General features: G+C 63.1%; 22 protein-coding genes and 1 pseudogene. 12 read left to right on the forward strand and 11 right to left on the reverse strand.

What is annotated here, in order from left to right:
* Positions 1–21 precede the first annotated feature (21 nt).
* The 3 genes and pseudogenes from DM807_RS13660 to coaBC all read right to left on the reverse strand — a co-directional run.
* Positions 22–1,389 (reverse strand): annotated as a pseudogene (locus DM807_RS13660) (phosphomannomutase/phosphoglucomutase); the annotation flags it as partial.
* A 144-nt stretch (positions 1,390–1,533) separates the two neighbouring features.
* The gene (gene dut, locus DM807_RS13665) at positions 1,534–1,989 is read right to left on the reverse strand and encodes a dUTP diphosphatase (RefSeq protein ID WP_016712700.1); all 456 of its coding nucleotides are present in this window, start codon (positions 1,987–1,989) and stop codon (positions 1,534–1,536) included.
* A gap of 5 nt (positions 1,990–1,994) precedes the next feature.
* On the reverse strand, positions 1,995–3,206 hold the full coding sequence (coaBC, locus tag DM807_RS13670; RefSeq protein ID WP_012274821.1) for a bifunctional phosphopantothenoylcysteine decarboxylase/phosphopantothenate--cysteine ligase CoaBC: 1,212 nt from the start codon (positions 3,204–3,206) through the stop codon (positions 1,995–1,997).
* Between the two features lie 128 nt (positions 3,207–3,334).
* Between coaBC and radC the strand changes: the two genes are divergently transcribed.
* On the forward strand, positions 3,335–4,015 hold the full coding sequence (radC, locus tag DM807_RS13675) for a RadC family protein (RefSeq protein ID WP_179027461.1): 681 nt from the start codon (positions 3,335–3,337) through the stop codon (positions 4,013–4,015).
* 61 nt (positions 4,016–4,076) lie between these two features.
* Here radC and DM807_RS13680 read toward each other — a convergent pair whose 3' ends face one another.
* Positions 4,077–5,684, reverse strand: coding sequence for an ABC transporter substrate-binding protein (locus tag DM807_RS13680; RefSeq protein WP_012274819.1), 1,608 nt, complete (start codon positions 5,682–5,684; stop codon positions 4,077–4,079).
* Positions 5,685–6,045: 361 nt separating this feature from the next.
* Between DM807_RS13680 and rpmB the strand changes: the two genes are divergently transcribed.
* Positions 6,046–6,282, forward strand: a complete 237-nt coding sequence (gene rpmB, locus DM807_RS13685; protein WP_003253504.1) for a 50S ribosomal protein L28 — start codon at positions 6,046–6,048, stop codon at positions 6,280–6,282.
* Between the two features lie 11 nt (positions 6,283–6,293).
* Positions 6,294–6,449, forward strand: a complete 156-nt coding sequence (gene rpmG / locus DM807_RS13690; RefSeq protein ID WP_003253507.1) for a 50S ribosomal protein L33 — start codon at positions 6,294–6,296, stop codon at positions 6,447–6,449.
* A 70-nt stretch (positions 6,450–6,519) separates the two neighbouring features.
* Here the strand turns inward: rpmG and DM807_RS13695 are convergent, their stop codons facing one another.
* Positions 6,520–6,879, reverse strand: coding sequence for a cupin domain-containing protein (locus DM807_RS13695; RefSeq protein ID WP_060494039.1), 360 nt, complete (start codon positions 6,877–6,879; stop codon positions 6,520–6,522).
* A gap of 196 nt (positions 6,880–7,075) precedes the next feature.
* On the opposite strand from DM807_RS13695, the gene DM807_RS13700 reads away from it, so the two are divergent.
* The gene (locus DM807_RS13700) at positions 7,076–8,569 is read left to right on the forward strand and encodes an aldehyde dehydrogenase (protein ID WP_012274817.1); all 1,494 of its coding nucleotides are present in this window, start codon (positions 7,076–7,078) and stop codon (positions 8,567–8,569) included.
* 104 nt (positions 8,570–8,673) lie between these two features.
* Entirely contained in the window at positions 8,674–9,813 is a 1,140-nt protein-coding gene (locus tag DM807_RS13705; protein WP_012274816.1) for an MFS transporter, read from the forward strand.
* A gap of 39 nt (positions 9,814–9,852) precedes the next feature.
* Here DM807_RS13705 and DM807_RS13710 read toward each other — a convergent pair whose 3' ends face one another.
* Together DM807_RS13710 and DM807_RS13715 are read right to left on the reverse strand one after the other, a co-directional pair.
* Positions 9,853–11,406 carry a phospholipase D family protein gene (locus DM807_RS13710; RefSeq protein WP_179027462.1) on the reverse strand — a complete coding sequence of 518 codons (1,554 nt, stop codon included), beginning with the start codon at positions 11,404–11,406 and terminating at the stop codon, positions 9,853–9,855.
* A 60-nt stretch (positions 11,407–11,466) separates the two neighbouring features.
* A complete protein-coding gene (locus DM807_RS13715; protein ID WP_179027463.1) occupies positions 11,467–12,897 on the reverse strand; it encodes an aminotransferase class I/II-fold pyridoxal phosphate-dependent enzyme in 1,431 nt (476 codons plus the stop codon).
* 178 nt (positions 12,898–13,075) lie between these two features.
* Between DM807_RS13715 and DM807_RS13720 the strand changes: the two genes are divergently transcribed.
* Positions 13,076–13,306, forward strand: a complete 231-nt coding sequence (locus DM807_RS13720) for a DUF1127 domain-containing protein (RefSeq protein WP_012274813.1) — start codon at positions 13,076–13,078, stop codon at positions 13,304–13,306.
* Positions 13,307–13,462: 156 nt separating this feature from the next.
* On the opposite strand, the gene DM807_RS13725 is transcribed toward DM807_RS13720, so the two are convergent.
* Positions 13,463–14,755, reverse strand: a complete 1,293-nt coding sequence (locus tag DM807_RS13725; RefSeq protein ID WP_069942998.1) for an NAD(P)/FAD-dependent oxidoreductase — start codon at positions 14,753–14,755, stop codon at positions 13,463–13,465.
* A gap of 130 nt (positions 14,756–14,885) precedes the next feature.
* On the opposite strand from DM807_RS13725, the gene DM807_RS13730 reads away from it, so the two are divergent.
* On the forward strand, positions 14,886–15,239 hold the full coding sequence (locus tag DM807_RS13730) for a YkgJ family cysteine cluster protein (protein WP_060494042.1): 354 nt from the start codon (positions 14,886–14,888) through the stop codon (positions 15,237–15,239).
* Positions 15,240–15,241: 2 nt separating this feature from the next.
* On the opposite strand, the gene dadR is transcribed toward DM807_RS13730, so the two are convergent.
* The gene (dadR, locus tag DM807_RS13735; protein WP_003258963.1) at positions 15,242–15,730 is read right to left on the reverse strand and encodes a transcriptional regulator DadR; all 489 of its coding nucleotides are present in this window, start codon (positions 15,728–15,730) and stop codon (positions 15,242–15,244) included.
* A gap of 156 nt (positions 15,731–15,886) precedes the next feature.
* On the opposite strand from dadR, the gene dadA reads away from it, so the two are divergent.
* The 5 genes from dadA to DM807_RS13760 all read left to right on the forward strand — a co-directional run bounded on the left by dadA (position 15,887) and on the right by DM807_RS13760 (position 21,650).
* Positions 15,887–17,191, forward strand: coding sequence for a D-amino acid dehydrogenase (dadA, locus tag DM807_RS13740; RefSeq protein ID WP_016712682.1), 1,305 nt, complete (start codon positions 15,887–15,889; stop codon positions 17,189–17,191).
* Positions 17,192–17,337: 146 nt separating this feature from the next.
* Positions 17,338–18,411 carry an alanine racemase gene (alr, locus tag DM807_RS13745; protein ID WP_012274809.1) on the forward strand — a complete coding sequence of 358 codons (1,074 nt, stop codon included), beginning with the start codon at positions 17,338–17,340 and terminating at the stop codon, positions 18,409–18,411.
* Positions 18,412–18,520: 109 nt separating this feature from the next.
* The gene (locus DM807_RS13750; protein WP_012274808.1) at positions 18,521–19,069 is read left to right on the forward strand and encodes a cupin domain-containing protein; all 549 of its coding nucleotides are present in this window, start codon (positions 18,521–18,523) and stop codon (positions 19,067–19,069) included.
* A 154-nt stretch (positions 19,070–19,223) separates the two neighbouring features.
* Positions 19,224–19,628, forward strand: coding sequence for a c-type cytochrome (locus DM807_RS13755; RefSeq protein WP_033693936.1), 405 nt, complete (start codon positions 19,224–19,226; stop codon positions 19,626–19,628).
* A gap of 165 nt (positions 19,629–19,793) precedes the next feature.
* Positions 19,794–21,650, forward strand: a complete 1,857-nt coding sequence (locus tag DM807_RS13760) for an acetyl-CoA hydrolase/transferase family protein (protein ID WP_179027464.1) — start codon at positions 19,794–19,796, stop codon at positions 21,648–21,650.
* 122 nt (positions 21,651–21,772) lie between these two features.
* On the opposite strand, the gene DM807_RS13765 is transcribed toward DM807_RS13760, so the two are convergent.
* Positions 21,773–22,345: a xanthine phosphoribosyltransferase gene (locus DM807_RS13765; RefSeq protein ID WP_003253535.1), complete on the reverse strand. Its 573-nt coding sequence runs from the start codon at positions 22,343–22,345 to the stop codon at positions 21,773–21,775.
* 64 nt (positions 22,346–22,409) lie between these two features.
* Entirely contained in the window at positions 22,410–24,419 is a 2,010-nt protein-coding gene (gene rep, locus DM807_RS13770) for a DNA helicase Rep (protein ID WP_110741832.1), read from the reverse strand.
* Positions 24,420–24,641: the final 222 nt, after the last annotated feature.

Here is a 24,641-nt window from a genome sequence, read left to right on the forward strand (position 1 = left end):
CTGTAAGGAACAGATAGTCGGTCAGAACGGCAGTTGCAGCTCAGGCTCAACCCGCAGCAACTGGGTACGGAATACATCCTTGATACGTTGCAATTCGGCGTCGCTGTCGGCCTCGAAGCGCAGCACCAGCACCGGGGTGGTGTTGGAGGCGCGAACCAGGCCCCAGCCGTGGGCGTAGTCCACCCGCACACCGTCGATGGTGGTCAGGCTGGCTTCGCCCCAGTCGGCGTCGCGTTGCAGTGCATCAATGATGCTGAATTTACCCTCGTCGGTCACATCAATATTGATTTCCGGCGTGGAAATATCGTTCGGGAAGGCGGCAAACAGGTTTTCGGCGCTCTGCCCGGCCTTGCTGAGGATCTCCAGCAGGCGTGCGGCGCTGTAGATGCCGTCGTCGAAACCGTACCAGCGTTCCTTGATGAAGATGTGACCACTCATCTCGCCGGCCAGCAGCGAACCGGTCTGTTTCATCTTCTTCTTGATCAACGAATGGCCGGTCTTCCACATCAGCGCGCGGCCGCCATGCTGCTCGATCAACGGGGTCAGGCGACGGGTGCATTTGACGTCGAAGATGATCTCGGCGCCGGGGTTGCGTGCCAGCACATCCTGGGCAAACAGCATCAGCAAGCGGTCGGGGTAGACGATGCTGCCGGTGTTGGTCACCACGCCGACGCGGTCGCCGTCACCGTCGAAGGCCAGGCCGATGTCAGCGCCGGTTTCCTTGACCTTGGCGATCAGGTCTTCGAGGTTTTCCGGCTTGCCCGGGTCTGGGTGGTGGTTGGGGAAGTTGCCGTCGACCTCACAGAACAGCGGTATCACTTCGCAGCCCAGGGCTTCGATCAGCTGCGGTGCGATCACGCCGGCGGCGCCGTTGCCGCAGTCCACTACCACCTTGAGCTTTTTTGCCAGCTTTACGTCGCCGACGATCTGCTGGAAGTAGCGGTCAAGGATTTCGACCTTTTCCACGCGGCCTTGGGCCAGGGTCAGGTCGTTGGTTTTCAGGCGGGTCAGCAGGGCCTGGATCTGCTCGTTGGCCAGGGTGTCGCCGGCAATGACGATCTTGAAACCGTTGTAGTCCGACGGGTTGTGGCTGCCGGTCAGCATCACACCGGATTTGCCTGCCAGCACATTGGCCGCGTAGTACAGCGCCGGGGTGGGTACCAGGCCAACGTCGCTGACCTGGCAACCGGCATCGACCAGGCCTTTGATCAGCTGTTCGACCAGCATCGGGCCCGACAGGCGGCCATCGCGCCCTACCGAAACCTGCGGTTCGCCCTGGGCCAGGCTCTGTGCACCGATGGCGCGGCCGATCCAGTAGGCGGTATCGGCATGAAGGGTTTTGCCGACCACGCCGCGAATGTCATACGCGCGGAAAATGCTGTCTGGTAGTGCGGCGGGGACCAGGTGGGCCATGTCGTTCATCTCTGGAAGCTCCAATAATCAAAGGCTTTCTGGGCAGGCGCAAACTAAACGCTTGGACGGTGCTTTCGCCAGAGAGTTCGCCATCCTTGGCCTGAACGGTCATTTGCCGGCTCAGTGGCTGCCGGAATGACCAAAGCCGCCAGCGCCACGCTGGCTTTCATCGAATGCTTCGACGATGTCGAAATGGGCCTGCACCACCGGTACCAGCACCAGCTGGGCGATACGTTCGCCAACTGCGATGGTGAACGGCGTGTTGCCGCGGTTCCAGCACGAAACCATCAGCTCGCCCTGGTAGTCCGAGTCGATCAGGCCGACCAGGTTGCCCAGCACGATGCCGTGCTTATGGCCCAGGCCCGAGCGCGGCAGGATGACTGCCGCCAGGCCTGGGTCGCCGATGTAGATCGACAGGCCGGTCGGAATCAGCAGGGTCTGGCCTGGCTCGAGGACGGTGTCTTCCTTGAGCAGGGCGCGCAGGTCCAGGCCGGCGGAGCCGGGGGTTGCGTAAGTCGGCAGCGGGAATTCGCTGCCCAGGCGTGGGTCGAGGATCTTGGCTTGAAGAGCGTGCATGTAACTTATTGAACCTGGTTGAGCCGTTCGGCGATGAAGGCGACCAGTTGCCGGGCGATCTTGCCCTTGCTGGTCTGCGCGAAGAGAGTCTGGTGCTGCTGGCGGTCGATCACGGTCAAGGCGTTTTCTTCGCTGTTGAAGCCGATGCTGGGGTTGGCCACATCATTGGCTACGATCAGGTCGAGGTTCTTGTCCTTGAGCTTGCGCGTGGCGTAATCGAGCAAGTGCTCGGTTTCGGCGGCGAAGCCGACGCTGAACGGGCGGTCGGCGCGGCCAGCAAGGGTGGCAAGGATATCGGGATTGCGCACCATCTGCAGCAGCATGCCGTCGCCGGTCGTAGGATCTTTCTTGAGTTTCTGTGTGGCAACCACTTCAGGACGGTAGTCCGCAACCGCCGCCGAGGCGATGAACAGGTCGCACGGCATGGCCGCTTCACAGGCCGCGAGCATGTCCCGCGCGCTGACCACGTCGATGCGGCTGACCCGGTCGGGGGTTGGCAGGTGCACAGGGCCGGTGACGAGGGTCACCCGAGCCCCGGCTTCGGCAGCCGCTTCGGCCAGGGCGAAGCCCATCTTGCCGGAGCTATGATTGGTGATGTAGCGCACCGGGTCGATGTTTTCCTGGGTCGGGCCGGCGGTGATCAGCACGTGCTTGCCCGTCAGTGCCTGGCGCTTGAAGCTTTCTGCGGCGCACCAGGCAAGGTCGGTGGCTTCGAGCATGCGGCCAAGCCCCACGTCACCACAGGCCTGGCTGCCGGAGGCAGGGCCGAACACCTGGATGCCACGGCTCTTGAGCAGCTCAAGGTTGGCTTGTGTAGCCGGGTCGCGCCACATGGCCTGGTTCATGGCCGGGGCGACGGCGACGGTGGCGTCGGTGGCCAGTACCAGGGTGGTCAGCAGGTCGTCGGCCATGCCTTGGGCCATGCGTGCCATGAGGTCGGCCGTGGCCGGGGCGATCAGCACCAGGTCGGCCCACTTGGCCAGTTCGATATGGCCCATGGCCGCTTCGGCGGCCGGGTCCAGCAGGTCCATGTGCACCGGGTGGCCCGACAGCGCCTGCAGGGTCAGCGGGGTGATGAACTCGGCCCCACCACGGGTCATGACGACGCGCACTTGCGCGCCGTGCTCCAGGAGACGGCGAATCAGCTCGGCGCTTTTGTAGGCGGCAATGCCGCCACCCACGCCGAGAACGATGCGCTTGCGATACAGCCGCTGCATAGGCTTGCCTTTTTCCAGTGAGAGCGGGCGGCGACGTTTGAAATTGCCTGCGGCAGTACGTCGCATGTACGAGGCGAAATAGATTAACACAGGGTCGAAATGGGCCGCAGCAAGGGCAGGGGGCGGGGATGAATATCAGGGAGTGGCCGGCGGAAGAACGGCCTAGGGAGAAGTTGTTGCAGCGAGGGGCGGTGGTGTTGATGGACGCCGAATTGCTTGCCGTGTTGCTGGGCTCTGGCGTTGCCGGGCGCAATGTGTTGGACCTTGCGAGGGGGCTGTTGGTGCGTTTCGGCGGGCTCAGGCAGTTTCTTGAAGCTGAGCGCGAAGCGGTGTTACGTGAGCCAGGCATTGGGATGGTGAAGTACGCACAGTTGCAGGCGCTGTTGGAGATTGGTCGGCGATATCTGGACGAGAACATCAAGCGCGCAGCGGCTCTTGACGGCCCGGCGGCGGTGCGGCGGTACCTCAAGGCCATGTTGCGCCATGAGGTCAGTGAAGTTTTCGGTTGCCTGTTTCTCGACAGCAAGCACAGGCCGTTGGCTTTCGAAATCCTGTTCAGGGGCACGATAGACCGGGCAAGTGTCTACCCTCGGGAGGTGGTGCGGCGGGCGTTGCTGCATAACGCAGCGGCTTTGATCCTGTGCCACAACCACCCTTCGGGTAGCAGTGAGCCGAGCCAGGACGATGTGCATTTGACCCTGTCGCTGAAGAGGGGGCTGGCATTGATCGATGTGCGGGTGCTGGACCACATTATCATCGGCGACGGGGAGCCGTTGTCGATGGTCGAGCATGGGTGGATTGTGGCTTAGGCCTTTGTGCTGCCTGTTAGGGCCTCTTCGCGGGCGAGCCCGCGAAGAGGCCGGTGCAGGTTTACTTGGTCACCGACACCTTGCTGAAATCCAGTCGCCCGAACGGGCTCACCTGATACCCCTCGACCTCCTGGCGCAGCAAGGTCGCCGCCGTCGGGTGCGCAAGTGGCACCCACAGCGCCTGCTGCTGAATCAGCGTCTGCGCCTGCTGGTAAAGCCGGCTGCGCACACTTTGGTCGTTGGTGGTGCGCCCGGCGCTGATCAGCTGGTCCAGGCGGTTGTCGCAGAAGCGGGCAAAGTTGGTGCCCGACTCGACCGCCGCGCAGGAAAACTGCGGGCTGAGGAAGTTGTCCGGGTCACCGTTGTCGCCTGCCCAGCCCATGAACAGCAAGTCATGCTCGCCGGCCTTGGCGCGGCGGATCAGCTCGCCCCATTCGATCACGCGAATCTCGGCCTTGATGCCGATCTTGGTCAGGTCGGCTTGCAGCATCTGGGCGCCAAGGCTGGGGTTGGGGTTGAGCAGGCTGCCCGACGGGCGGGTCCAGATGGTGGTGCTGAAGCCTTCGGCCAAGCCGGCTTTGGCCAGCAGCGCCTTGGCTTTCTTCAGGTCCAGCGGGTAGCCGGGCAGGTCCTTGGCGTAGCTCCAGGTATTGGGCGGGTAGGGGCCGTTGGCGGCCACTGCGGAGTCTTCGAACACGGCCTTGAGGTAAGCCTGCTTGTCGAAGGCCAGGTTGATGGCCTGGCGCACTTCCGGCTTGTCCAGCGGCGGGTGCTGGCTGTTGATGGCGACGAAGGCGGTCATGAACGCCGGCGTCGTGGCTACCTTGAGGTTGCTGTCCTTGCCTGCTTCGGCAATGTCCAGCGGCTTGGGCGACAAGGCAACCTGGCACTCGCCCCGCTTGAGCTTCTGCAGGCGCACATTGGCATCGGTGGTAATGGCGAAGATCAGCGGGTCGACCGCCGGCTTGCCGGCGAAGTAGTCCGGGTTGGCGCGGTAGCGCACCACGGCGTCCTTCTGGAAGCGCTGGAATACGAACGGCCCGGTGCCGATCGGCTGGCTGTTGAGCTTCTCGGGCGTGCCGGCCTTGAGCAGCTTGTCGGCATACTCGGCGGAGTAGATCGAGGCGAAGCCCATGCTCAGGGTGGCCAGGAAGGTAGCGTCCGGGTGGCTGAGGGTGAAGCGCACGGCGTTCGGTGCAGGTGCCTCGATCGCCTTGATCAGGCTGCCCAACTGCAGCGACTGAGCATGCGGGTAGCCGCCCGGTGCCGTCTTGTGCCACGCGTGTGCCGGGTAGAGCATGCGCTGGAAGCTGAACAACACATCGTCGGCGTTCAGCTCGCGGCTTGGCTTGAAGTAGGCGGTGCTGTGGAACTTCACGCCGTCGCGCAGGGTGAAGTCATATACCAGGCCGTCGGCCGATACTGTCCAACTGGCCGCCAGGCTTGGCACCACCTTGCCTTGCGCCGCGTCGAACTCCACCAGGCGGTTCATCAGCACGTCAGCCGTGGCGTTGGTCGTGGTCAGCGAGTTGTACTGCACCACGTCGAAGCCTTCGGGGCTGGCTTCGCTGCAAACGCTCAGCGGCGCGGCCTGAGCTGCGCCGGCAGCGAACAGAGCGCCGGCGGCGAACAGAGAGTTGAACAATAAGGAAAGGGCGGCAGCACGCATGGTGGCTCCTTGGCTGTCGGTGGCCCATCTGCCAGTGCAGTCTGGAAAAGGCTTACCCTAGTGCGCCTGCCGGCAAATGACCACACCCTTTTTTACAAATCTGGCGACGAGTGGTCGACGGCTGGCGGGGCCTGCCGCTATGCTGGCCCGGCGCGTTCTGGCGTGCGGCAATGTGCATCTCCTGTTGTTGCAGCCAAGTCTTTCTGGTATAAAGCAGCGCTCTTTTCTAGGGGCTCGGCCTGTCGCATAAGCGGATCCGGTCGATAAGACCTCCAGAATCACGGCGCCCAGGCGCCAAAGACTGAGAGATTAAGCGGCCAACCCATGCCGGGTTGGGCATGTGGTTTTAGAGGGCTGAGTCATGTCGAGAGTCTGTCAAGTTACTGGTAAGGGTCCAGTAACCGGGAACAACATTTCCCACGCAAACAACAAAACCCGTCGTCGTTTCCTGCCGAACCTGCAGCACCACCGTTTCTGGGTTGAATCCGAGAAGCGTTTCGTGCGTCTGCGCGTTTCCGCCAAGGGCATGCGTATCATCGACAAGCGCGGCATCGACGCCGTTCTGGTTGACATCCGTAAAGCTGGCGCCAAGGTTTAAGGGAGAACATCATGCGTGAATTGATCCGTCTGGTTTCGAGTGCCGGTACCGGCCACTTCTACACCACCGACAAGAACAAGCGCACCACTCCGGACAAAATCGAGATCAAGAAATATGATCCGGTTGTTCGCAAGCACGTGGTGTACAAGGAAGCCAAGATCAAGTAATTGATCGGCAACCTGAAAAAACCCGCATCCGAAAGGACGCGGGTTTTTTTATGCCTGCGTTGGCCTCAGGTCATTTCTGCTCGAACATCACATAGATCTTGCGGCACGGCTCAAGCACCTCCCAGGTGCCCTTGAACCCGGCGGGGATGACAAACCGATCGCCGGCACGCAGGGTTTTCGCTCCGCCTTCCTGGTCGCGCAGCACCGAAACGCCCTGAACGATCTCGCAGTATTCATGCTCGGTGTAGTTCACCGTCCACTGGCCCACCTCACCCTCCCACACGCCAGCGGCAAATTGCCCGCACGGGCTGGAATAGTGGTTGTAGACCGCCTGGTCTGGCTCACCCTTGAGGATTTTTTCCGCCGCTGGGCGGTAGCGTTCGGCCTCTGTGATGACCTGGGCGAAGTCGATGATGCTGTCTATGCGCATGGTGCGGCTCCTGTTGTTGTTTAATAAAATGAACATCAGTAGGCATTTGGGCCTTCCGTGTCAAATATATTGATAGTTTACACCGGCTGGTTTAGGGTATCGCTAGCCAGTGTGCGCTCGTCGCCCGGCCAGAATTCTGACAACGCCTGTGAGTCCTCAGTGCGGCGTTGCACCTAAACAAGAGGAGGAGTTTCGTATGACCACCCTGACCCGTGCGGACTGGGAACAACGTGCCCAGCAACTGAAGATCGAAGGCCGCGCCTTCATCAACGGCGAATACACCGATGCCGCATCCGGTGAAACCTTCGAGTGCCTGAGCCCGGTCGACGGACGCTTCCTGGCCAAGGTTGCCAGCTGCGACCTGGCCGATGCCAATCGCGCTGTGGAAAACGCCCGTGCCACCTTCAACTCCGGCGTCTGGTCGCAACTGGCTCCGGCCAAGCGCAAGGCCAAGCTGATTCGCTTCGCCGACCTGCTGCGCAAGAACGTCGAAGAGCTGGCGCTGCTGGAAACCCTGGACATGGGCAAGCCGATCGGCGACTCCTCCAGCATCGACATCCCAGGTGCGGCCCAAGCCATCCACTGGACTGCCGAAGCCATCGACAAGGTCTACGACGAAGTCGCCCCGACCCCGCACGACCAGCTTGGCCTGGTTACCCGCGAACCGGTGGGCGTGGTGGGTGCCATCGTGCCGTGGAACTTCCCGCTGCTGATGGCTTGCTGGAAACTCGGCCCTGCGCTGGCCACCGGTAACTCGGTGGTGCTCAAGCCGTCCGAAAAATCGCCGCTGACGGCCATTCGCATCGCCCAGCTGGCCATCGAAGCCGGCATCCCGGCTGGTGTGCTGAACGTGCTGCCAGGTTACGGCCACACCGTGGGCAAGGCTTTGGCCCTGCACATGGACGTCGACACCCTGGTGTTCACCGGTTCCACCAAGATCGCCAAGCAGTTGATGGTTTACGCGGGTGAATCGAACATGAAGCGCATCTGGCTGGAAGCCGGCGGCAAGAGCCCGAACATCGTCTTCGCCGATGCGCCGGACCTGCAAGCTGCCGCTGAGGCCGCTGCCAGCGCCATCGCCTTCAACCAGGGCGAAGTGTGCACCGCAGGCTCGCGTCTGCTGGTCGAGCGTTCGATCAAGGACAAATTCCTGCCGATGGTGGTCGAGGCCCTCAAAGGCTGGAAGCCAGGCAACCCGCTGGACCCACAGACCACGGTCGGTGCCCTGGTCGACACCCAGCAGATGAACACCGTGCTGTCGTACATCGAGGCTGGCCACCAGGACGGCGCCAAGCTGCTGGCCGGCGGCAAGCGCACCCTGGAAGAGACTGGCGGCACCTACGTCGAGCCGACCATCTTCGACGGCGTGACCAACGCCATGCGCATTGCCCAGGAAGAAATCTTTGGCCCTGTGCTGTCGGTGATCGCCTTCGACACCGCCGAAGAAGCCATCGCCATTGCCAACGACACGCCGTATGGCCTGGCGGCTGGTATCTGGACCTCGGACATTTCCAAGGCCCACAAGACCGCCCGTGCCGTGCGCGCTGGCAGCGTCTGGGTGAACCAGTACGACGGCGGCGACATGACCGCGCCGTTTGGTGGCTTCAAGCAGTCGGGCAACGGCCGTGACAAGTCGCTGCATGCGCTGGAGAAATACACCGAGCTGAAGGCGACCTGGATCAAGCTGTAATCCAGTAAAGGGGGCTGCACAGCAGCCCCAACCATAGCCGGGTCGGCTTACGCTGCCCCGGCTTCGTCGTTTTTGCTGTTCAAGAATTCTGCTGGGAGGCTGCAATGCGTTGGGGTACCTATTTCGCCGTACTGGCATCGGTGCTCAGCGTCGGGCTGGCGCTCGGCGTGAGCATGCCGCTAGTGTCCCTTCGCCTGGAGGCTTGGGGCTACGGCAGCTTCGCCATCGGCGTGATGGCGGCGATGCCGGCGCTGGGGGTATTGGCAGGTGCCAGCCTGGCCAGCCGCCTGGCCGGCTGGGTAGGCGTGCCTTCGGCGATGCGCCTGTGCCTGTGGGGTGGGGCGCTGTCGATCGGCCTGCTCGCACTGTTGCCCAGCTACCCGCTGTGGCTGCTGCTGCGGCTGATGATCGGCATGTCCCTGACCGTGGTGTTCATCCTCGGCGAAAGCTGGATCAACCAATTGGTGGTCGAACAGTGGCGTGGCCGGTTGGTGGCGCTGTATGGCAGCAGCTACGCCCTGAGCCAGCTGGCCGGGCCGTTGGTGCTGGGCTTTCTCGGCTCTGATGACGACTTCGGTTTCTGGGCTGCGACCGGCCTGTTGCTGGCTGCGCCGCTGGTGCTGCTGGGGCGTGGCGGGGCGCCGAGCACCGAAGCCTGCAGTGTCACCTTCCGCGACCTGTTCGCCTTCTGCCGGCGTTTGCCGGTGATCGCTTGGGCCATTGCCCTGTTCGCTTCGTTCGAGGCGATGATCCTCACCTTGCTGCCGGTGTATTGCCTGCAGCAGGGCTTCAGCACCGAAATCGCCCTGTTCATGGTCAGTACCGTGGTGGTGGGTGATGCAGTGTTGCAGTTGCCTATCGGCGCGCTGGCTGACCATATGTCGCGCCGTACGCTGTTTACAGGCTGTGCAGTGACGTTGCTGGTTTCCAGCCTGGCGATTCCGCTGCTGTTGCATACGCCGGTGATCTGGCCGTTGTGGGTGTTGTTCGGCGCCAGTGCTGGTGGCCTGTTCACCTTGTCGCTGGTGCTGATTGGCGAGCGCTACCGGGATGATGAACTGGTGCGGGCGAATGCCCATGTTGCGCAGTTGTGGGGTATTGGCTGCTTGCTCGGGCCTTTGCTGGCGGGGGCGGGGAGCCAGTGGGTCAGCGGGCATGCGTTGTTGTTCCTGATGGCTGCAGGGGCTGCCGGGCTGGTGGTGTTGACCCAGCGGCGCGGGGCATTCGAGGCAGTGTCTGCCTGATGGATTTTGGGGGCGCACGGCGGCCCCCCGCATTTGCGGCTACAGCATCTTCTCCAAGCCAACCGCCTTGCTGACCCAGGCATTGAACCGCCGCCAGATCCCCCCCGGCTCAGAGGTCAGCATATGCCGTTTGCCATGGTCCTCGGTCGCCCACACCAGCTTGTCGCCCACCAGCTTCACCTGGTAGCTCAACGCAGGCGCCATACCCTGTTGGGCCAGCTCGCGGGTGTATTCGGCCAGCTCCGGGCTGTCCACCAGCACCCCGACTTCAGTGTTCCACAGCACTGAACGTGGGTCGAAGTTGAACGACCCGATGAACGTCTTGCGCCGGTCGAACACGATTGCCTTGGTGTGCAAGCTCGAATCCGAACTGCCACGGAAGCTCAGTCGCCTCGCGCTGGGGTCGCCCGGCTGGCGCCGCAGTTCGAACAGCTGTACGCCATGCTCAAGCAAGGCACGGCGATAGGGCGCATAACCGCCATGCACCGCCGGCACATCGGTTGCCTCCAGCGAATTGGTCAGCAGCTTCACCGAGGCGCCGGCGTCGGCGCGGCCGGTCAGGTACAGCAGGCCCGGTTCGCCCGGTACGAAGTAGGCCGACATCAGGATCAGCTCGCGGTGCACGCTGGCCAGGTCCGGCGCCAGTTGCTGGCTCAGCAGCAGTTGCGGGTCTGGTTCGTCGTCGGCCAGCACCTTGCTTGGCGCATCCCATAGCGCCTGGGCGTGGGCCCAGATGAGCTCATTGCGCCAGACGTCCAGGCGCGGCTGCGACTGGTAGGCCATCAAGCGATCGTACAGGGCCTTGCGCCGGGTTCTGGCTTCGGCCAGCGACACTTCCAAGCGGTGGCGGCTGGCACGCAGGTCGTTGGCATCCGGGTCATACCAGAGGAAGTCGGTGATCGGCCGGCTAAGGGCGCTGTTCCAGTACTGGTCGAAGCTGTGCCCCAGCTGCTCGGCTACCGGGCCCACACCTAGCAAGTCGATGTCGGTGAAGTTGAGGTTGGGCTCGGCATCGAAATACTCGTCGCCCAGGTTGCGCCCGCCGACGATGGCCATGCTGTTGTCCACCAGGAACAGCTTGTTGTGCATGCGCCGGTGCTGGCGCGACAGGTTGAACAGCCGGCCGGCAGCGCGCGTAAAACCGGTGCTGCGGCCCAGGTGCAGCGGGTTGAACACACGAATCTGGATGTTCGGGTGGGCATCGAGGGTGCCCATGATGGTGTCCAGGCCATCGCTGGTGGTGTCGTCCAGCAGGATGCGCACGCGCACGCCACGGTCGGCGGCGCGCAGCAGCTCATGCACCAGGGCGCGGGTGCTGAGGCCGTCGTGGACAATGTAGTACTGCAGGTCGATGCTCGCCTGGGCGTTGCGGATCAGCTCGGCACGGGCGCGGAATGCCTCGTTGCTGTTGGGCAGCAGGCGAAAGCCCGAGCGGCCGCCGTATGGCGCGGCCTGGCGCAGCACCGAACGGCCGAATGCCGAGTCGTTGGCGGGCAGCGCCTGGCTGGTTTCGCGGGGCGCACTGACGCTGGCGCAGCCGGCAAGGCCGAGCGACAGCACCAGCAGCAGAGGCAAGGCTCGCTGGAGTGTCAAGGGTGGATCGTCCTGTGCAGCAAGGGCTTTAGGGGTTGGACCGTGGCGGGCGGCGCAAAGTTACGCGTCGGCGCTTTCTTCATCCAGTAGACGAAGGGCGGTTTCACCTACCTTGCGCACGGCGGCTTCGATCTGCGGCGTCGGCCGCGCGGCGAAGTTCATGCGCAGGCAGTGGCGGAACTTGCCCGAGGCCGAGAAGATGCTGCCTACGGCAACCTGCACGCCCTGCTCCAGTAAAGCGCGGTTTAGCCGCAGCGTATCGAAATGTTCGGGTAATTCCACCCACAGCATGAAGCCGCCCTGGGGCCGGCTGACCCGGGTGCCTGGCGGGAAGTAACGGGTTACCCAGTCGCTCATCAGGTCGCGGCCACGCTGGTACTGGCTACGCATGCGCCGCACGTGGGGCTGGTAGTGCCCGCCGGCGATGAAGTCGGCGATGGCCAGTTGCGGCTGGCTGGCGCTGCTGCCAGTGCTGATGTACTTCATGTGCAGCACGCGCTCCAGGTAGCGCCCGGGCGCCACCCAGCCGACCCGCAGGCCGGGGGCGAGGGTCTTGGAGAACGAGCTGCAGAGCAGCACGCGGCCATCGTCGTCGAACGACTTGAGGGTGCGCGGGCGCGGGTAGGTGTAGGCCAGGTCGCCGTACACATCGTCTTCCAGAATCGCCACGTCATAGCGTTGAGCCAGGCTCAGCAGGGCCTTCTTGCGCGCCTCGGGCATGATGTAACCCAGCGGGTTGTTGCAGCTGGGGGTGATCTGGATGAGTTTGATCGGCCACTGCTCCAGAGCCAGCTCCAGCGCTTCCAGGCTGATGCCAGTGATCGGGTCAGTGGGGATTTCCAGCGCTTTCATGCCCAGGCCCTTGAGGGTTTGCATGGCGCCGTGGAAGCTCGGCGAGTCGACCGCAACGATGTCGCCAGGCTCGCAAACCGCTCGGATGCTGCAGGACAACGCCTCATGGCAGCCGGTGGTGATCACCAGGTCGGCAGCACCCAGGCGGCAGCCGGAGTCGAGCACCAGCCGGGCCACCTGTTCGCGCAGGGCCAGGTTGCCATGGATGTTGTCGTAGTACAGGCCAGGCATGTCCTGGCGCCGGCTCAGCTGGGCGAGGCTGCGCAGCAGCGGCTTCAGGGTGGGGCTGTCGATGTCGGGCATGCCACGACCAAGCTGGATCACGTCCTTGCGCGGGGTGCTGCGTATCAGCTCCAGCACCTGCTCCCACTGTGAAATATCCACCGGGCGCTGGGCCGGGCGGCTGACGGCAGGCAGGGCCGGCAGGTGGCGGTGGTCACTGACGAAGTAACCGGACTTGGGCCGTGGCGAGACCATGCCGCTGTCTTCGAGCATGCGATAGGCCTGCTGCACGGTGCTTAGGCTGACCCCATGCTCCACGCTCAGGGCTCGTACCGACGGCAGGCGCTGGCCGGGGCGGTACAGGCCCTGCTCGATGCGGGCGCCGAGTAGTTCGGCGAGGTTCAGGTAAAGGGTCACGGCATACTCCTGCGCTGCATTGGCATAGCGACCGGTACAGTTGGGGTGAAAATACAGCATTCAGTCGGCCAATGACCAATTCTGTATGGGAATAATAAGGCTGTATTGGATCTGTATTGTCGATGGTGCCGACGCGCATGCTTTCTCCACGGTATCAACTGAACGGGAGGGTGCAGTGATGGGTGGCATGAGCGATGTGCGCTTGCAACTGTTGGCCAAGGAGCTGGAAGCCGGGCAGCAGGCCAAGGTGTTCAACGCGCCGCAAGGACTCGGGCGTTTGGGGCTGATGCTGCATCGCTGGCATACCCGCAGGGCGCTGCTGCAACTGACCGATGACGAGTTGCGCGATGTCGGGCTGAGCTGGGAGCAGGCCCGTACAGAAGGGCGCAAACCCTTCTGGAAGGACTGACCAATGTGACGCTGCGCGGTCCCTGTAGGAGCGGCCTTGCGTCGCGAAAGGGCCGCAAAGCGGCCCCAGCGATATCTGTGGCGAAGCTGGAAACCTGGGGGCGCTTCGCACCCCTTTCGCGACGCAAGGCCGCTCCTATACTGACCGCGCCAGCTGTCAGGCCAGCTCTTTGAGCCTGTGCCACAGCATCCCCAACGCCAGCAGCGGCGAGCGCAGGTGCTTGCCGCCGGGGAAGGTGATATGCGGCACCTTGGCGAACAGGTCGAAGCGCCCGCTTTGCTGGCCACTGATGGCCTCGCCCAACAGGCGCGCGGCCAGGTGGGTGGCGTTGAGGCCATGGCCCGAGTAGGCCTGGGCGTAATACACGTTCGGCTGGCTGGCCAGGCGGCCGACCTGCGGCAGGCGGTTGGCGCCAATGCCGATCATGCCGCCCCACTGGTAGTCGATGCGCACGTCGGCCAACTGTGGGAATACCTTTAGCATCTTCGGCCGCATGTAGGCGGCGATGTCTTTCGGGTCGCGCCCTGAATAGTGGCAGGCACCGCCGAACAGCAGGCGTTGGTCGGCGGACAGGCGGTAGTAGTCCAGCGCCACGCGCTGGTCACACACCGCCATGTTCTGCGGCAGCAATGCGCGGGCGCGTTCTTCGCCCAGTGGCTCGGTGGCGATGATGTAGCTGCCGGCCGGCAGCACCTTGCCGCCCAGCTCGCGGTTGAGGCCGTTGAGGTAGGCGTTGCAGCACAGTACCAATGTCTTGGCGCGTACCCGGCCCTGGGCGGTATGCACCTGCACTTCGGGGCCGTAGTCGATGCGGGTGACCTCGGACTGCTCGAACAGCTTCACGCCCAGGCGGCTGGCCACGGCCGCTTCGCCCAGGGCCAGGTTCAGCGGGTGCAGATGGCCGGAACCCATGTCGATCAGCCCGCCCACATAGCAGTCGGCACCGACCACGCTGTGGATATCGTCCTTGCCGACCAGCCGTAGGTCATGCGCATAGCCCAGGCTGCGCAGCTCCTCGGCGTCTTCGGCAAAGCCCAGCAGTTCGGCGGGTTTGTTGGCCAGGTCGCAGTAGCCCCACGTCAGGTCGCAGGCGATGGCATGCTTCTCGACGCGCTCGCGGACGATCTGCACGGCCTCCAGGCCCATCAGCTTCATGCTGCGCACGCCGTCCTCGCCAATCACCGGGAGGAACTGCTCCAGGCCGTGACCGACGCCACGGATCAGTTGCCCGCCATTTCGCCCGCTGGCACCCCAGCCAAGTTTGCGTGCCTCCAGCAGGATCACCGATAAGCCGCGTTCGGCCAGCTCGATGGCGGTGTTCAGGCCCGAGTAGCCGCCGCCGATGATGCACACGTCAGCGCTGTGTTCACCTTGCAGAAAGGCGTGGTCAGGGTGTGGCGCGCTGCTGGCGGCGTAATAGGATGCGGCGTGCTGCGCGCTGTGGATCATTGGGCTCGGTCCTGGGGCTGGTGGGCTAGGGGAGGAGGATAAGCCGGGGTAGGGTGGCGGGCAACAAGACGAGGGCTGCGCCCGCGAATGGGCCTATAATCCGGTCAAGATCCTTGCTTTGTATTCCGCCATGTCCTGCAACCGCCACAAGATCCACTTCCTGCGCGAACTCATCCCCTCATTCGAGTGCGAGCCCGGCTGCCACGACTGCTGCGGCCCGGTCACTACGTCGGCGGAAGAAATGGCCCGCCTGCCGCGCAAGTCCCAGGAAGAGCAGAGCGCCGCGCTGGAGCGTCTGGACTGCGTGCACCTGGGCCCCAATGGCTGCACGGTGTATGAAGAGCGGCCGATGATCTGCCGCCTGTTCGGCACAACCCCGCGCATGGCCTGCCCGCGTGGCCGTGGCCCTGAGCCGATGATCGACCCCGCCGCCGAGCAGCTGGTCCACCAGTTCATAGCCACCACCCGCCAGGTGCTGGTCTAGCCTCAGTCCGGGATCGGTAGGCAGAGGCTCTCCTTAACCTCTTCCATCACGATGTAGCTCTTCGATTCGCGCACGTGCGGCAGCTTCAGCAGGATGTCGCCGAGCAGCTTGCGGTACGAGGCCATCTCCGAAATGCGCGCTTTCACCAGGTAGTCGAAGTCACCGGAAACCAGGTGGCACTCCAGTACGTGCGGCAGCTTCAGCACCGCACGGCGGAACTCTTCGAAGGTGTCGCCCGACTTGTAGTCCAGGCTGATTTCCACGAACACCAGCAGGCTGCCCTTGAGGTGCTGCGGGTTCAGGCGGGCGTTGTAGCCCATGATGATGCCCTCGCGCTCCAGGCGGCGAACCCGCTCGGTGCAAGGGGTGGTGGACAGCCCAACTTTCTCGCCCAGTTCGGTGAAGGAAATACGGCCGTCATTCTGCAGGATCCGCAGGATGTTGCGGTCGATCTTGTCCAGTTCACGCTTGCTCTGGTGCTGGGTTCTCATAGGGGATGCCCCTCCGTGAAAGGCGATTTTGCCGAGAATTCTCGCCAATAATAGGCTTTTATATAGTGAATTGCACTGGTCTCAAATTCCTATACTGCGCGCATTCATGCCATTTCAATAAAAGTCTGCGGCGTGCCGCGTGTGAGGGATAGAACGATGCGAGTTTTGGTACTTGGTAGCGGTGTAATCGGAACCGCCAGTGCCTATTACCTGGCCCGGCAAGGTTTTGAAGTGACGGTGGTCGACCGCCAGCCGGCGGTGGCCATGGAAACCAGCTTTGCCAACGCCGGCCAGATCTCGCCCGGCTACGCCTCGCCCTGGGCCGCCCCTGGTGTACCACTGAAGGCCATCAAGTGGCTGCTCGAACGCCACGCGCCCCTGGCCATCAAGCTCACCGGCGACGTCGATCAGTACCTGTGGATGGCGCAGATGCTGCGCAACTGCACCGCCAGCCGTTACGCGGTGAACAAGGAGCGCATGGTGCGTCTGTCCGAGTACAGCCGTGACTGCCTCGATGAACTGCGCGCCGAAACCGGCATCAACTACGAAAACCGCAGCCTGGGTACCACCCAGCTGTTCCGCACCCAGGCCCAGGTGGATGCCGCGGCCAAGGACATTGCCGTGCTCGAGCAGTCCGGCGTGCCTTACGAGCTGCTCGACCGCGACGGCATTGCCCGCGTCGAACCTGCCCTGGCCGGCGTCAAAGACATCCTGGCCGGTGCCCTGCGCCTGCCAAATGATCAGACGGGCGACTGCCAGCTGTTCACCACCAAACTGGCCGACATGGCGCTGAAACTGGGCGTGGAGTTCCGCTTCGGCCAGGACATCCAGCGCCTGGACTTCGCAGGCGACCGCATCAATGGTGTGTGGATCGACGGCAAGCTGGAAACTGCCGACCGCTATGTGCTGGCGCTGGGCAGCTACTCGCCGCAGATGCTCAAGCCGCTGGGCATCAAAGCCCCGGTGTACCCGCTGAAAGGCTACTCGCTGACCGTGCCGATCACCAACGGCGACATGGCGCCGACGTCGACCATCCTCGACGAAACCTACAAAGTCGCCATCACCCGTTTCGACAACCGCATCCGTGTCGGCGGCATGGCTGAAATCGCCGGTTTTGACCTGTCGCTGAACCCGCGTCGGCGCGAAACGCTGGAGATGATCGTCAACGACCTTTATCCTCGCGGCGGTGACCTGAGCCAGGCCAGCTTCTGGACCGGCCTGCGCCCGGCGACCCCGGACGGCACGCCGATCGTTGGCGCCACAGCGTTCCGCAACCTGTTCCTGAACACCGGTCACGGTACCTTGGGCTGGACTATGGCGTGCGGCTCCGGTCGCCTGCTGGCCGACCTGATCGCGCGCAAGAAGCCGCAGATCAGTGCCGAAGGCCTGGACATTTCCCGTTATGGCAACAGCCCGGAAGTGGCCAAGCACGGGCAGACCGCGCCGGCTCACCAGCAGTAATAGCCTGCACCGGCCTCTTCGCGGCTAAAGCCGCTCCCACACGGACCGCATGTTCATGGACATTGAGGGGTCCTCTGTGGGAGCGGCTTTAGCCGCGAAGAACCCAACACCGTTTTCAACCTGTGAACCACCATAAGGCAGCCGCCATGCGTCCCGCCCGCGCCCTGATCGACCTCCAGGCCCTGCGCCACAACTACCGTCTGGCCCGTGAACTGACCGGTGCCAAAGCCCTCGCCGTGATCAAGGCCGATGCCTATGGCCACGGTGCCGTGCGCTGCGCCCTGGCCCTGGAGGCCGAAGCCGACGGCTTCGCCGTGGCCTGCATCGAAGAGGCGCTGGAGCTGCGCGCCGCCGGTATCAAGGCCCCGGTGCTGTTGCTGGAAGGTTTTTTCGAAGCCAGCGAGCTGGCGCTGATTGCCGAGCACGACCTGTGGTGCGTGGTGCACTCGCTGTGGCAGCTCGAAGCCATCGAGAAAACCCAGCTGCACAAGCCGCTCACCGTTTGGCTGAAGCTAGACAGCGGCATGCACCGTGTTGGCCTGCACCCCAAGGACTACCACGACGCCTATCAGCGTCTGCTGGCCAGCGGCAAGGTTTCGCGCATCGTATTGATGAGCCACTTCGCCCGTGCCGACGAGCTGGACGCTGATGCTACCGCCCAGCAGATCGCCGTGTTCGAGGCCGCCCGCCAGGGCCTGGCGGCCGAATGCAGCCTGCGCAACTCGCCCGGCGTGCTGGGTTGGCCGCAGGCGCCCAGTGACTGGGTACGCCCGGGCCTGATGCTGTACGGCGCCACGCCGTTCGAAGTGCCCCAGGCAGAAGCCGCGCGGTTGCAGCCGGTGATGACCCTGCAATCTCGGGTGATCAGCGTGCGTGAGTTGCCTGCCGGCGAGCCGGTAGGCTATGGCGCCAAGTTCGTCAGCCCACGGCCAACCCGCGTTGGTGTGGTCGCCATGGGCTACGCCGATGGTTACCCACGCCAGGCGCCCAACGGCACCCCAGTGCTGGTCGCCGGCCAGCGCACCCAGCTGATTGGCCGGGTGTCGATGGACATGCTCAACATCGACCTGACCGACGTGCCTCAAGCCACCGTCGGCAGCCCGGTCGAACTGTGGGGCAAGCAGGTGCTGGCCAGCGAAGTGGCCGCACAGGCGGGCACCATTCCGTACCAGATCTTCTGCAACTTGAAGCGGGTGCCGCGGGACTACATCGGCGAATGACACGCTGAAGCGGACAGGTTGAAGGGCGGTGTGTTGTAAATACTGAACGGCATTGCCATGATATCGTTCACATTCACCCCCCTTCCCACCGTTTCAGGAGGCTCCAGCTTTGGACGTCGGCGAACGACTGCAAGCCATCCGCAAGCTCAAGGGCTTGTCCCAGCGCGAACTCGCCAAGCGTGCCGGCGTGACCAACAGCACCATCTCGATGATCGAGAAGAACAGCGTAAGCCCCTCCATCAGCTCGCTGCGCAAGGTGTTGAGCGGCATTCCCATGTCCATGGTCGAGTTCTTTTCGGTCGAGCTGGAACCTGAAAGCCCCACGCAGATCGTCTACAAGGCCCATGAGCTGATCGATATCTCGGACGGTGCGGTGACCATGAAGCTGGTCGGCAAGTCGCACCCCAATCGTGCCATCGCCTTTCTCACCGAGGTGTACCCGCCAGGTGCCGACACCGGTGCCGAAATGCTCACCCACGATGGCGAGGAAACCGGCATCCTGCTTGAAGGGCGCCTGGAACTGGTGGTCGGCAACGAGATCTTCATTCTCGAAGAAGGCGACAGCTACTACTTTGAAAGCACTCGCCCGCATCGCTTTCGCAACCCGTTCGACCAGCCGGCGCGGTTGATCAGTGCGGCGACGCCTTCAAACTTTTGATCCAGCGCAGTGCATTGATTCGGCAATACCCCTTTCCCGTGTGGGGTCGTTTCACGGCCTCTGGGTTCCCGCTATACTTTTCAACGCTCGCCGATCCGTGGCCGCGAGCGTGATTAGCCACCATGAGGGTGTTCGCGTGAACCAAATCAAGAAGATGCTGGCCGTACCAGCAGCCGTATTCGCCCTCTGGGCAATGAGCGCAACCGCTGCGACCAATGACGACATCGCCAAACGCCTGGAGCCGGTTGGCCAGGTGTGCGTCCAGGGCCAGGAATGCAAGGGCATGGAAGTGGCTGCAGCAGCGGGGGGCGGGGGCGCCAAGACGCCAGATGACATCATCGCCAAGCACTGCAATGCCTGTCATGGCACTGGCCTGCTGGGGGCACCGAAAATTGGCGATACCGCCGCGTGGAAAGAGCGCGCCGATCACCAGGGCGGCCTCGACGGCATCCTGGCCAAGGCCATTACCGGTATCAACGCCATGCCGCCCAAAGGCACCTGCGCGGACTGCTCGGATGACGACCTGAAAGGGGCGATCAAGAAAATGTCCGGCCTGTAAGACACAGCTGAATCGCACGAGGCCCGCCATTGATGGCGGGCTTTGTTTTTGGGGTGCCGGCACTCTCCCTGTCGCGGGTTCGCCCGTGAAGGGGCCGGTACAGGCAACCAATCACGCCCGGACTGTGTCCAACCCCTGAACCCATGGATGTCTCAGGAGGCCCCGATGCACCTCTGCTCCATCGACCTGGCTGTCGAGCAAGTCCTGTCGCGCCTGCCTGCTCATATCCACATGGGCCTGCCGTTGGGCTTGGGGAAACCCAATGCATTCGTCAACGCGCTCTACGCCCGAGTGCGCGAGTTGCCCGAGCGACGGCTGACCATCTACACCGCGTTGTCCCTCGGCCGCCCGCCATTGGGTGACGGCCTGCAACGGCGCTTTCTCGAACCCTTCGTCGAGCGCGTCTTCGCCGACTACGAAGAGCTCACCTACCTCGCCGACTTGCGCAACGACAGCCTGCCACCAAACATTCGCGTAGAGCAGTTCTTCATGCAGCCCGGCAGCCTGCTGCACAGCGAATCGGCCCAGCAGGACTACATCAGCAGCAATTACAGCCACGCCGCCCGCGACATCAACGCCAAAGGTTTGAACCTGATTGCGCAAATGGTGGCCGCCACACCTGAAAAGCCTGTTCACTTGAGCCTGGCCTGCAACCCCGACATCACCCTCGACCTGCTGCCGATGATCGCCAAGCGCCGTGCGGCCGGCGAAACCATCCTCATGCTCGGCCAGGTGCACGCCGAGCTGCCTTACATGCCGGGCGATGCGGAACTGCCCATCGATGCCTTCGACCTGTTGATCGACGAAGCCGAGCAGCGCCGGCTGTTCTCCACGCCGAACATGCCGGTCGGCACCCAGGACCACTGCATCGGCTTGCACGCCAGCAGCCTGGTGCGTGACGGCGGCACTTTGCAAATCGGCATCGGTGCCATGGGTGATGCAGTCGCCGCCGCGCTGCTGGCGCGCCAGGGTGACAACGCAGGCTACCGTGCCTTGCTGGAAGAATTGGATGTTGGCCCTTGGCAGTCACTGATCGAGCGGGAAGGGGGTCTGGATACGTTTGCCCAAGGCCTGTACGGCTGCAGCGAAATGTTCGTCAACGGCCTGCTGGTGCTGGCCGAAGCAGGCCTGCTGCGGCGCCCGGCGGATGAGCAGGGGCCCGTGGTGCATGGCGGTTTTTTCCTTGGCCCGCAGGCGTTCTACCAACGGTTGAGGGAAATGCCACTGGAACAGCGCGCGCGGTTTGCCATGACCCGTATCAGCTTCATCAACGAGCTGTACGGGCAGGAGGAACTGAAGCGCCGTCAGCGCCGCGATGCGCGTTTTATCAACACGGCGTTCGGTATGACCCTGCTCGGCGCCGGGGTGGCCGACCAACTGGAGGACGGCCGCGTGCTCAGCGGCGTGGGCGGGCAGTACAACTTCGTCGCCCAAGGCCATGCGCTGGAGGGCGGACGTTCGATCCTGTTGCTGCGCAGTTGGCGTGAGTCGGGCGGGGAGGTGACCTCGAACCTGTTCTGGACCTATGGCCACTGCACCATCCCCCGGCACCTGCGCGATATCGTGGTGACCGAATATGGCATTGCCGATTTGCGTGGGCAGACCGACAGCGAAGTGATTGCGCGGTTGCTGGCGGTGTGTGATTCGCGGTTCCAGCAGGGGCTGATCGAGCAGGCGAAAGAGGCCGGCAAGCTGCCCAGGGATTTTCAGCTGGATGCGCGGTTTACCGACAATACGCCACAGCGGCTGGAGGCGATCAAGGCGCGGCATGCGCGGTTGTTCCCGGAGTACCCGATGGGGACGGACTTTACGGCTGAAGAGCGGGACTTGTTGCGGGCGCTGGACTGGTTGAAGAGCAAGTTCAAGCTGAGCGAGGTGCTGGAGCTGGGCAAGGCAGCGTTGGATGCGCCGGGGCCGGAGGGGTATGAGGGGCACCTGAAGCGGATGCAGCTTGATAGGCCGCATGGGCTGAAGGAAGAGCTTTATCAGCGGTTGCTACTGGCGGGGTTGGCGGCGTCCTGATGAATAGCTGGGGCTGCTTTGCAGCCCATCGCGACACAAGGCCGCTCCTACAAGGGTTATGCGTATTCCTGTAGGAGCGGCCTTGTGCCGCGAAAGGGCCGCAAAGCGGCCCCCAATGGTGCTTATTCGATGAAGCTGACCACACCACCTTCCAGCGACTTCACCCGGGCCAGCGATTCAACGCGGTAGCCCTGGCTGTCCAGCTCGGCACGGCCGCCCTGGAACGACTTCTCGATCACGATGCCCAGGCCTGCCACGGTGGCGCCGGCTTGCTTGATGATCGAGATCAGCGCCTGCGAAGCCTTGCCGTTGGCCAGGAAGTCGTCGATCACCAGCACGCGGTCGCTGCTGTTGAGGTGGCGTGGCGAGATGGCCACGGTGTTCTCGGTCTGCTTGGTGAAGGAATACACCGAGGCAGTCAGCAGGTTTTCGGTCAAGGTCAGCGACTGATGCTTGCGCGCGAAGATCACCGGCACGCCCAGCTTCAGGCCAGTCATCACCGCCGGGGCAATGCCCGAGGCTTCGATGGTGACGATCTTGGTCACGCCGGCGTCGGCGAACAGGCGGGCGAACTCGTCACCGATCAGCTGCATCAGCGCCGGATCGATCTGGTGGTTGAGAAACGCGTCGACTTTGAGAACCTGATCGGAAAGCACGATGCCTTCTTCGCGAATCTTCTGATGCAGTGCTTCCACTTTGTTTTCCTCGATGTAGCAAAGGTGGCCGCAAATAGCGGCAAAGTTAAAGAGTAATGGTTGATCAGCGTTTGAGCATTGCCCGGATATCGGCCAGGGCGTTGTTGCCGCGTGCGGCCTTCACCTCGACCGGTGCATCGTCCAGGCCCTCCCAGGCCAGGTCGTCCGGAGGCAGTTCGTCGAGGAACCGGCTTGGCGTGCAGTCGATGATTTCACCGTACTGCTTGCGCTTGGCAGCGAAGGTGAAGGCCAGAGTCTGGCGCGCGCGGGTAATGCCCACGTAGGCCAGGCGGCGTTCCTCTTCGATGGTGTCGGCCTCGATGCTGGAGCGGTGCGGGAGGATTTCCTCTTCCATGCCCATGATGAACACGTAAGGGAACTCCAGGCCTTTGGAGGCGTGCAGGGTCATCATCTGCACACCCTCGGCGTTTTCTTCCTCTTCCTGCTGGCGCTCGAGCATGTCGCGCAGCACCAGCTTGCCGATGGCGTCCTCGATGGTCATGTCACCCTCTTCATCCTTCTCGAGGGTGTTTTTCAGCGCTTCGACCAGGAACCAGACGTTGCTGATGCGGAACTCGGCAGCCTTGTCGCTGGCGGTCTGCTGGCGGATCCAGTTCTCGTAGTCGATGTCGCGGATCATCTCGTGCAGCGCGGCAATCGGGTCTTCCAGGGCAACCTTTTGGCGCACCCCGTCCAGCCAATGCTTGAAGCGCTGCAAACGCTCGGTGTAGCGGGCATCCAGGTGCTCACCCAGGCCCAGCTCCTCGCTGGCGGCGTACATCGAAATGCCGCGTTCGGTGGAATAGTTGCCGAGCTTTTCTAGGGTGGTGGAGCCGATTTCCCGGCGAGGTACGTTGATGACGCGCAGGTAGGCGTTGTCATCGTCCGGGTTCACCAGCAGGCGCAGGTACGCCATCAGGTCCTTGACCTCCTGGCGACCGAAGAAGCTGTTGCCGCCCGACAGGCGATACGGCACCTGGTGGTGCTGCAGCTTCAGCTCGATCAGCTTGGCCTGGTAGTTGCCACGGTAAAGGATGGCAAAGTCGCTGTACGGGCGGTTGGTGCGCAGGTGCAAGGTGAGGATTTCCATGGCCACGCGTTCGGCCTCGGCTTCCTCGTTTTTGCAGCGGATCACGCGGATCTCGTCGCCTACGCCCATCTCGCTCCACAGCTGCTTTTCGAACGCGTGCGGGTTGTTGGCAATCAGCACGTTGGCGCAGCGCAGGATGCGACTGGTGGAGCGGTAGTTCTGTTCGAGCATGACGATCTTCAGGGAGGGGTAGTCCTCCTTGAGCAGCATCAGGTTTTCCGGGCGGGCACCTCGCCAGGCGTAGATCGACTGGTCGTCGTCGCCCACCACGGTGAACTGGTTGCGCATGCCGATCAGCATCTTCACCAGCAGGTACTGGCTGGCGTTGGTGTCCTGGTATTCGTCCACCAGCAGGTAGCGCACGCGGTTCTGCCAGCGCTCCAGCACTTCGGGGTGTTCCTGGAACAACTTGACCGGTTGCAGGATCAGGTCGTCGAAGTCCACCGCGTTGAACGCCTTGAGCGTGCGCTGGTAGTGGGTGTAGACGATGGCGGCGGTCTGCTCGCGCGGGTTGCGCGCTTTTTCCAGGGCCTCTGGCGGCAGGATAAGGTCGTTCTTCCAGGCACCGATCATGTTCTTGATCTCGTCGATGCCGTCGTCGCCGGAGTATTCCTTCTGCATGATGTCCGACAGCAACGCCTTGATGTCGGACTCGTCGAAGATCGAGAAGCCCGGCTTGTAGCCGAGGCGCTCGTGCTCCTTGCGAATGATGTTCAGGCCCAGGTTGTGGAACGTACACACCGTAAGCCCTCGGCCTTCCCCCGGGCGCAACAAGGTGCCGACACGCTCCTTCATCTCGCGCGCGGCCTTGTTGGTAAAGGTCATCGCCACGATGTACTGGGCACGGATGCCGCAGTTCTGGATGAGGTGGGCAATCTTGCGCGTGATCACGCTGGTCTTGCCCGAGCCTGCACCGGCGAGCACCAAAAGAGGGCCGCCGACATAGTCACGGGCTTCCTGCTGCCGGGGATTGAGTCGGGACATGCTAGAAACCGGGGGTCGCCAGAAAATAGCCGCGCATTCTAACAGGCATGGAGCGGTTGTGGCGCGACCGTCTGACGTCTGAGTCAGACTTTTGTCCGCCTAACTATTAGTGCCACTAATGCTAGTAGCTGAAAAAATCATATTTGCCGGTTTGTTTCGTTTCGCGCAGGATGCACGACAAAATACGTCGGGCTGCTACACCAGAAACATGTATAAAAGTGA

The sequence above is a fragment of the Pseudomonas hunanensis genome (assembly GCF_013393325.1).
In the GTDB taxonomy this organism is placed as follows: Bacteria; Pseudomonadota; Gammaproteobacteria; order Pseudomonadales; family Pseudomonadaceae; genus Aquipseudomonas; species Aquipseudomonas putida_P.

Excerpts from the sequence above, each read along its gene's own strand:
- DM807_RS13730 (WP_060494042.1), top strand. The coding sequence starts at position 14,886 with ATGTCCTGCAACCGCCACAAGATCCACTTCCTGCGCGAACTCATCCCC.
- DM807_RS13755 (WP_033693936.1), top strand. The coding sequence starts at position 19,224 with ATGCTGGCCGTACCAGCAGCCGTATTCGCCCTCTGGGCAATGAGCGCA.
- dadR (WP_003258963.1), bottom strand. The coding sequence starts at position 15,730 with ATGAGAACCCAGCACCAGAGCAAGCGTGAACTGGACAAGATCGACCGC.
- DM807_RS13680 (WP_012274819.1), bottom strand. The coding sequence starts at position 5,684 with ATGCGTGCTGCCGCCCTTTCCTTATTGTTCAACTCTCTGTTCGCCGCC.
- rep (WP_110741832.1), bottom strand. The coding sequence starts at position 24,419 with ATGTCCCGACTCAATCCCCGGCAGCAGGAAGCCCGTGACTATGTCGGC.
- DM807_RS13760 (WP_179027464.1), top strand. The coding sequence starts at position 19,794 with ATGCACCTCTGCTCCATCGACCTGGCTGTCGAGCAAGTCCTGTCGCGC.
- DM807_RS13705 (WP_012274816.1), top strand. The coding sequence starts at position 8,674 with ATGCGTTGGGGTACCTATTTCGCCGTACTGGCATCGGTGCTCAGCGTC.
- DM807_RS13720 (WP_012274813.1), top strand. The coding sequence starts at position 13,076 with ATGGGTGGCATGAGCGATGTGCGCTTGCAACTGTTGGCCAAGGAGCTG.
- DM807_RS13695 (WP_060494039.1), bottom strand. The coding sequence starts at position 6,879 with ATGCGCATAGACAGCATCATCGACTTCGCCCAGGTCATCACAGAGGCC.
- rpmB (WP_003253504.1), top strand. The coding sequence starts at position 6,046 with ATGTCGAGAGTCTGTCAAGTTACTGGTAAGGGTCCAGTAACCGGGAAC.
- DM807_RS13700 (WP_012274817.1), top strand. The coding sequence starts at position 7,076 with ATGACCACCCTGACCCGTGCGGACTGGGAACAACGTGCCCAGCAACTG.
- rpmG (WP_003253507.1), top strand. The coding sequence starts at position 6,294 with ATGCGTGAATTGATCCGTCTGGTTTCGAGTGCCGGTACCGGCCACTTC.
- DM807_RS13725 (WP_069942998.1), bottom strand. The coding sequence starts at position 14,755 with ATGATCCACAGCGCGCAGCACGCCGCATCCTATTACGCCGCCAGCAGC.
- coaBC (WP_012274821.1), bottom strand. The coding sequence starts at position 3,206 with ATGCAGCGGCTGTATCGCAAGCGCATCGTTCTCGGCGTGGGTGGCGGC.
- dadA (WP_016712682.1), top strand. The coding sequence starts at position 15,887 with ATGCGAGTTTTGGTACTTGGTAGCGGTGTAATCGGAACCGCCAGTGCC.
- radC (WP_179027461.1), top strand. The coding sequence starts at position 3,335 with ATGAATATCAGGGAGTGGCCGGCGGAAGAACGGCCTAGGGAGAAGTTG.
- dut (WP_016712700.1), bottom strand. The coding sequence starts at position 1,989 with ATGCACGCTCTTCAAGCCAAGATCCTCGACCCACGCCTGGGCAGCGAA.
- alr (WP_012274809.1), top strand. The coding sequence starts at position 17,338 with ATGCGTCCCGCCCGCGCCCTGATCGACCTCCAGGCCCTGCGCCACAAC.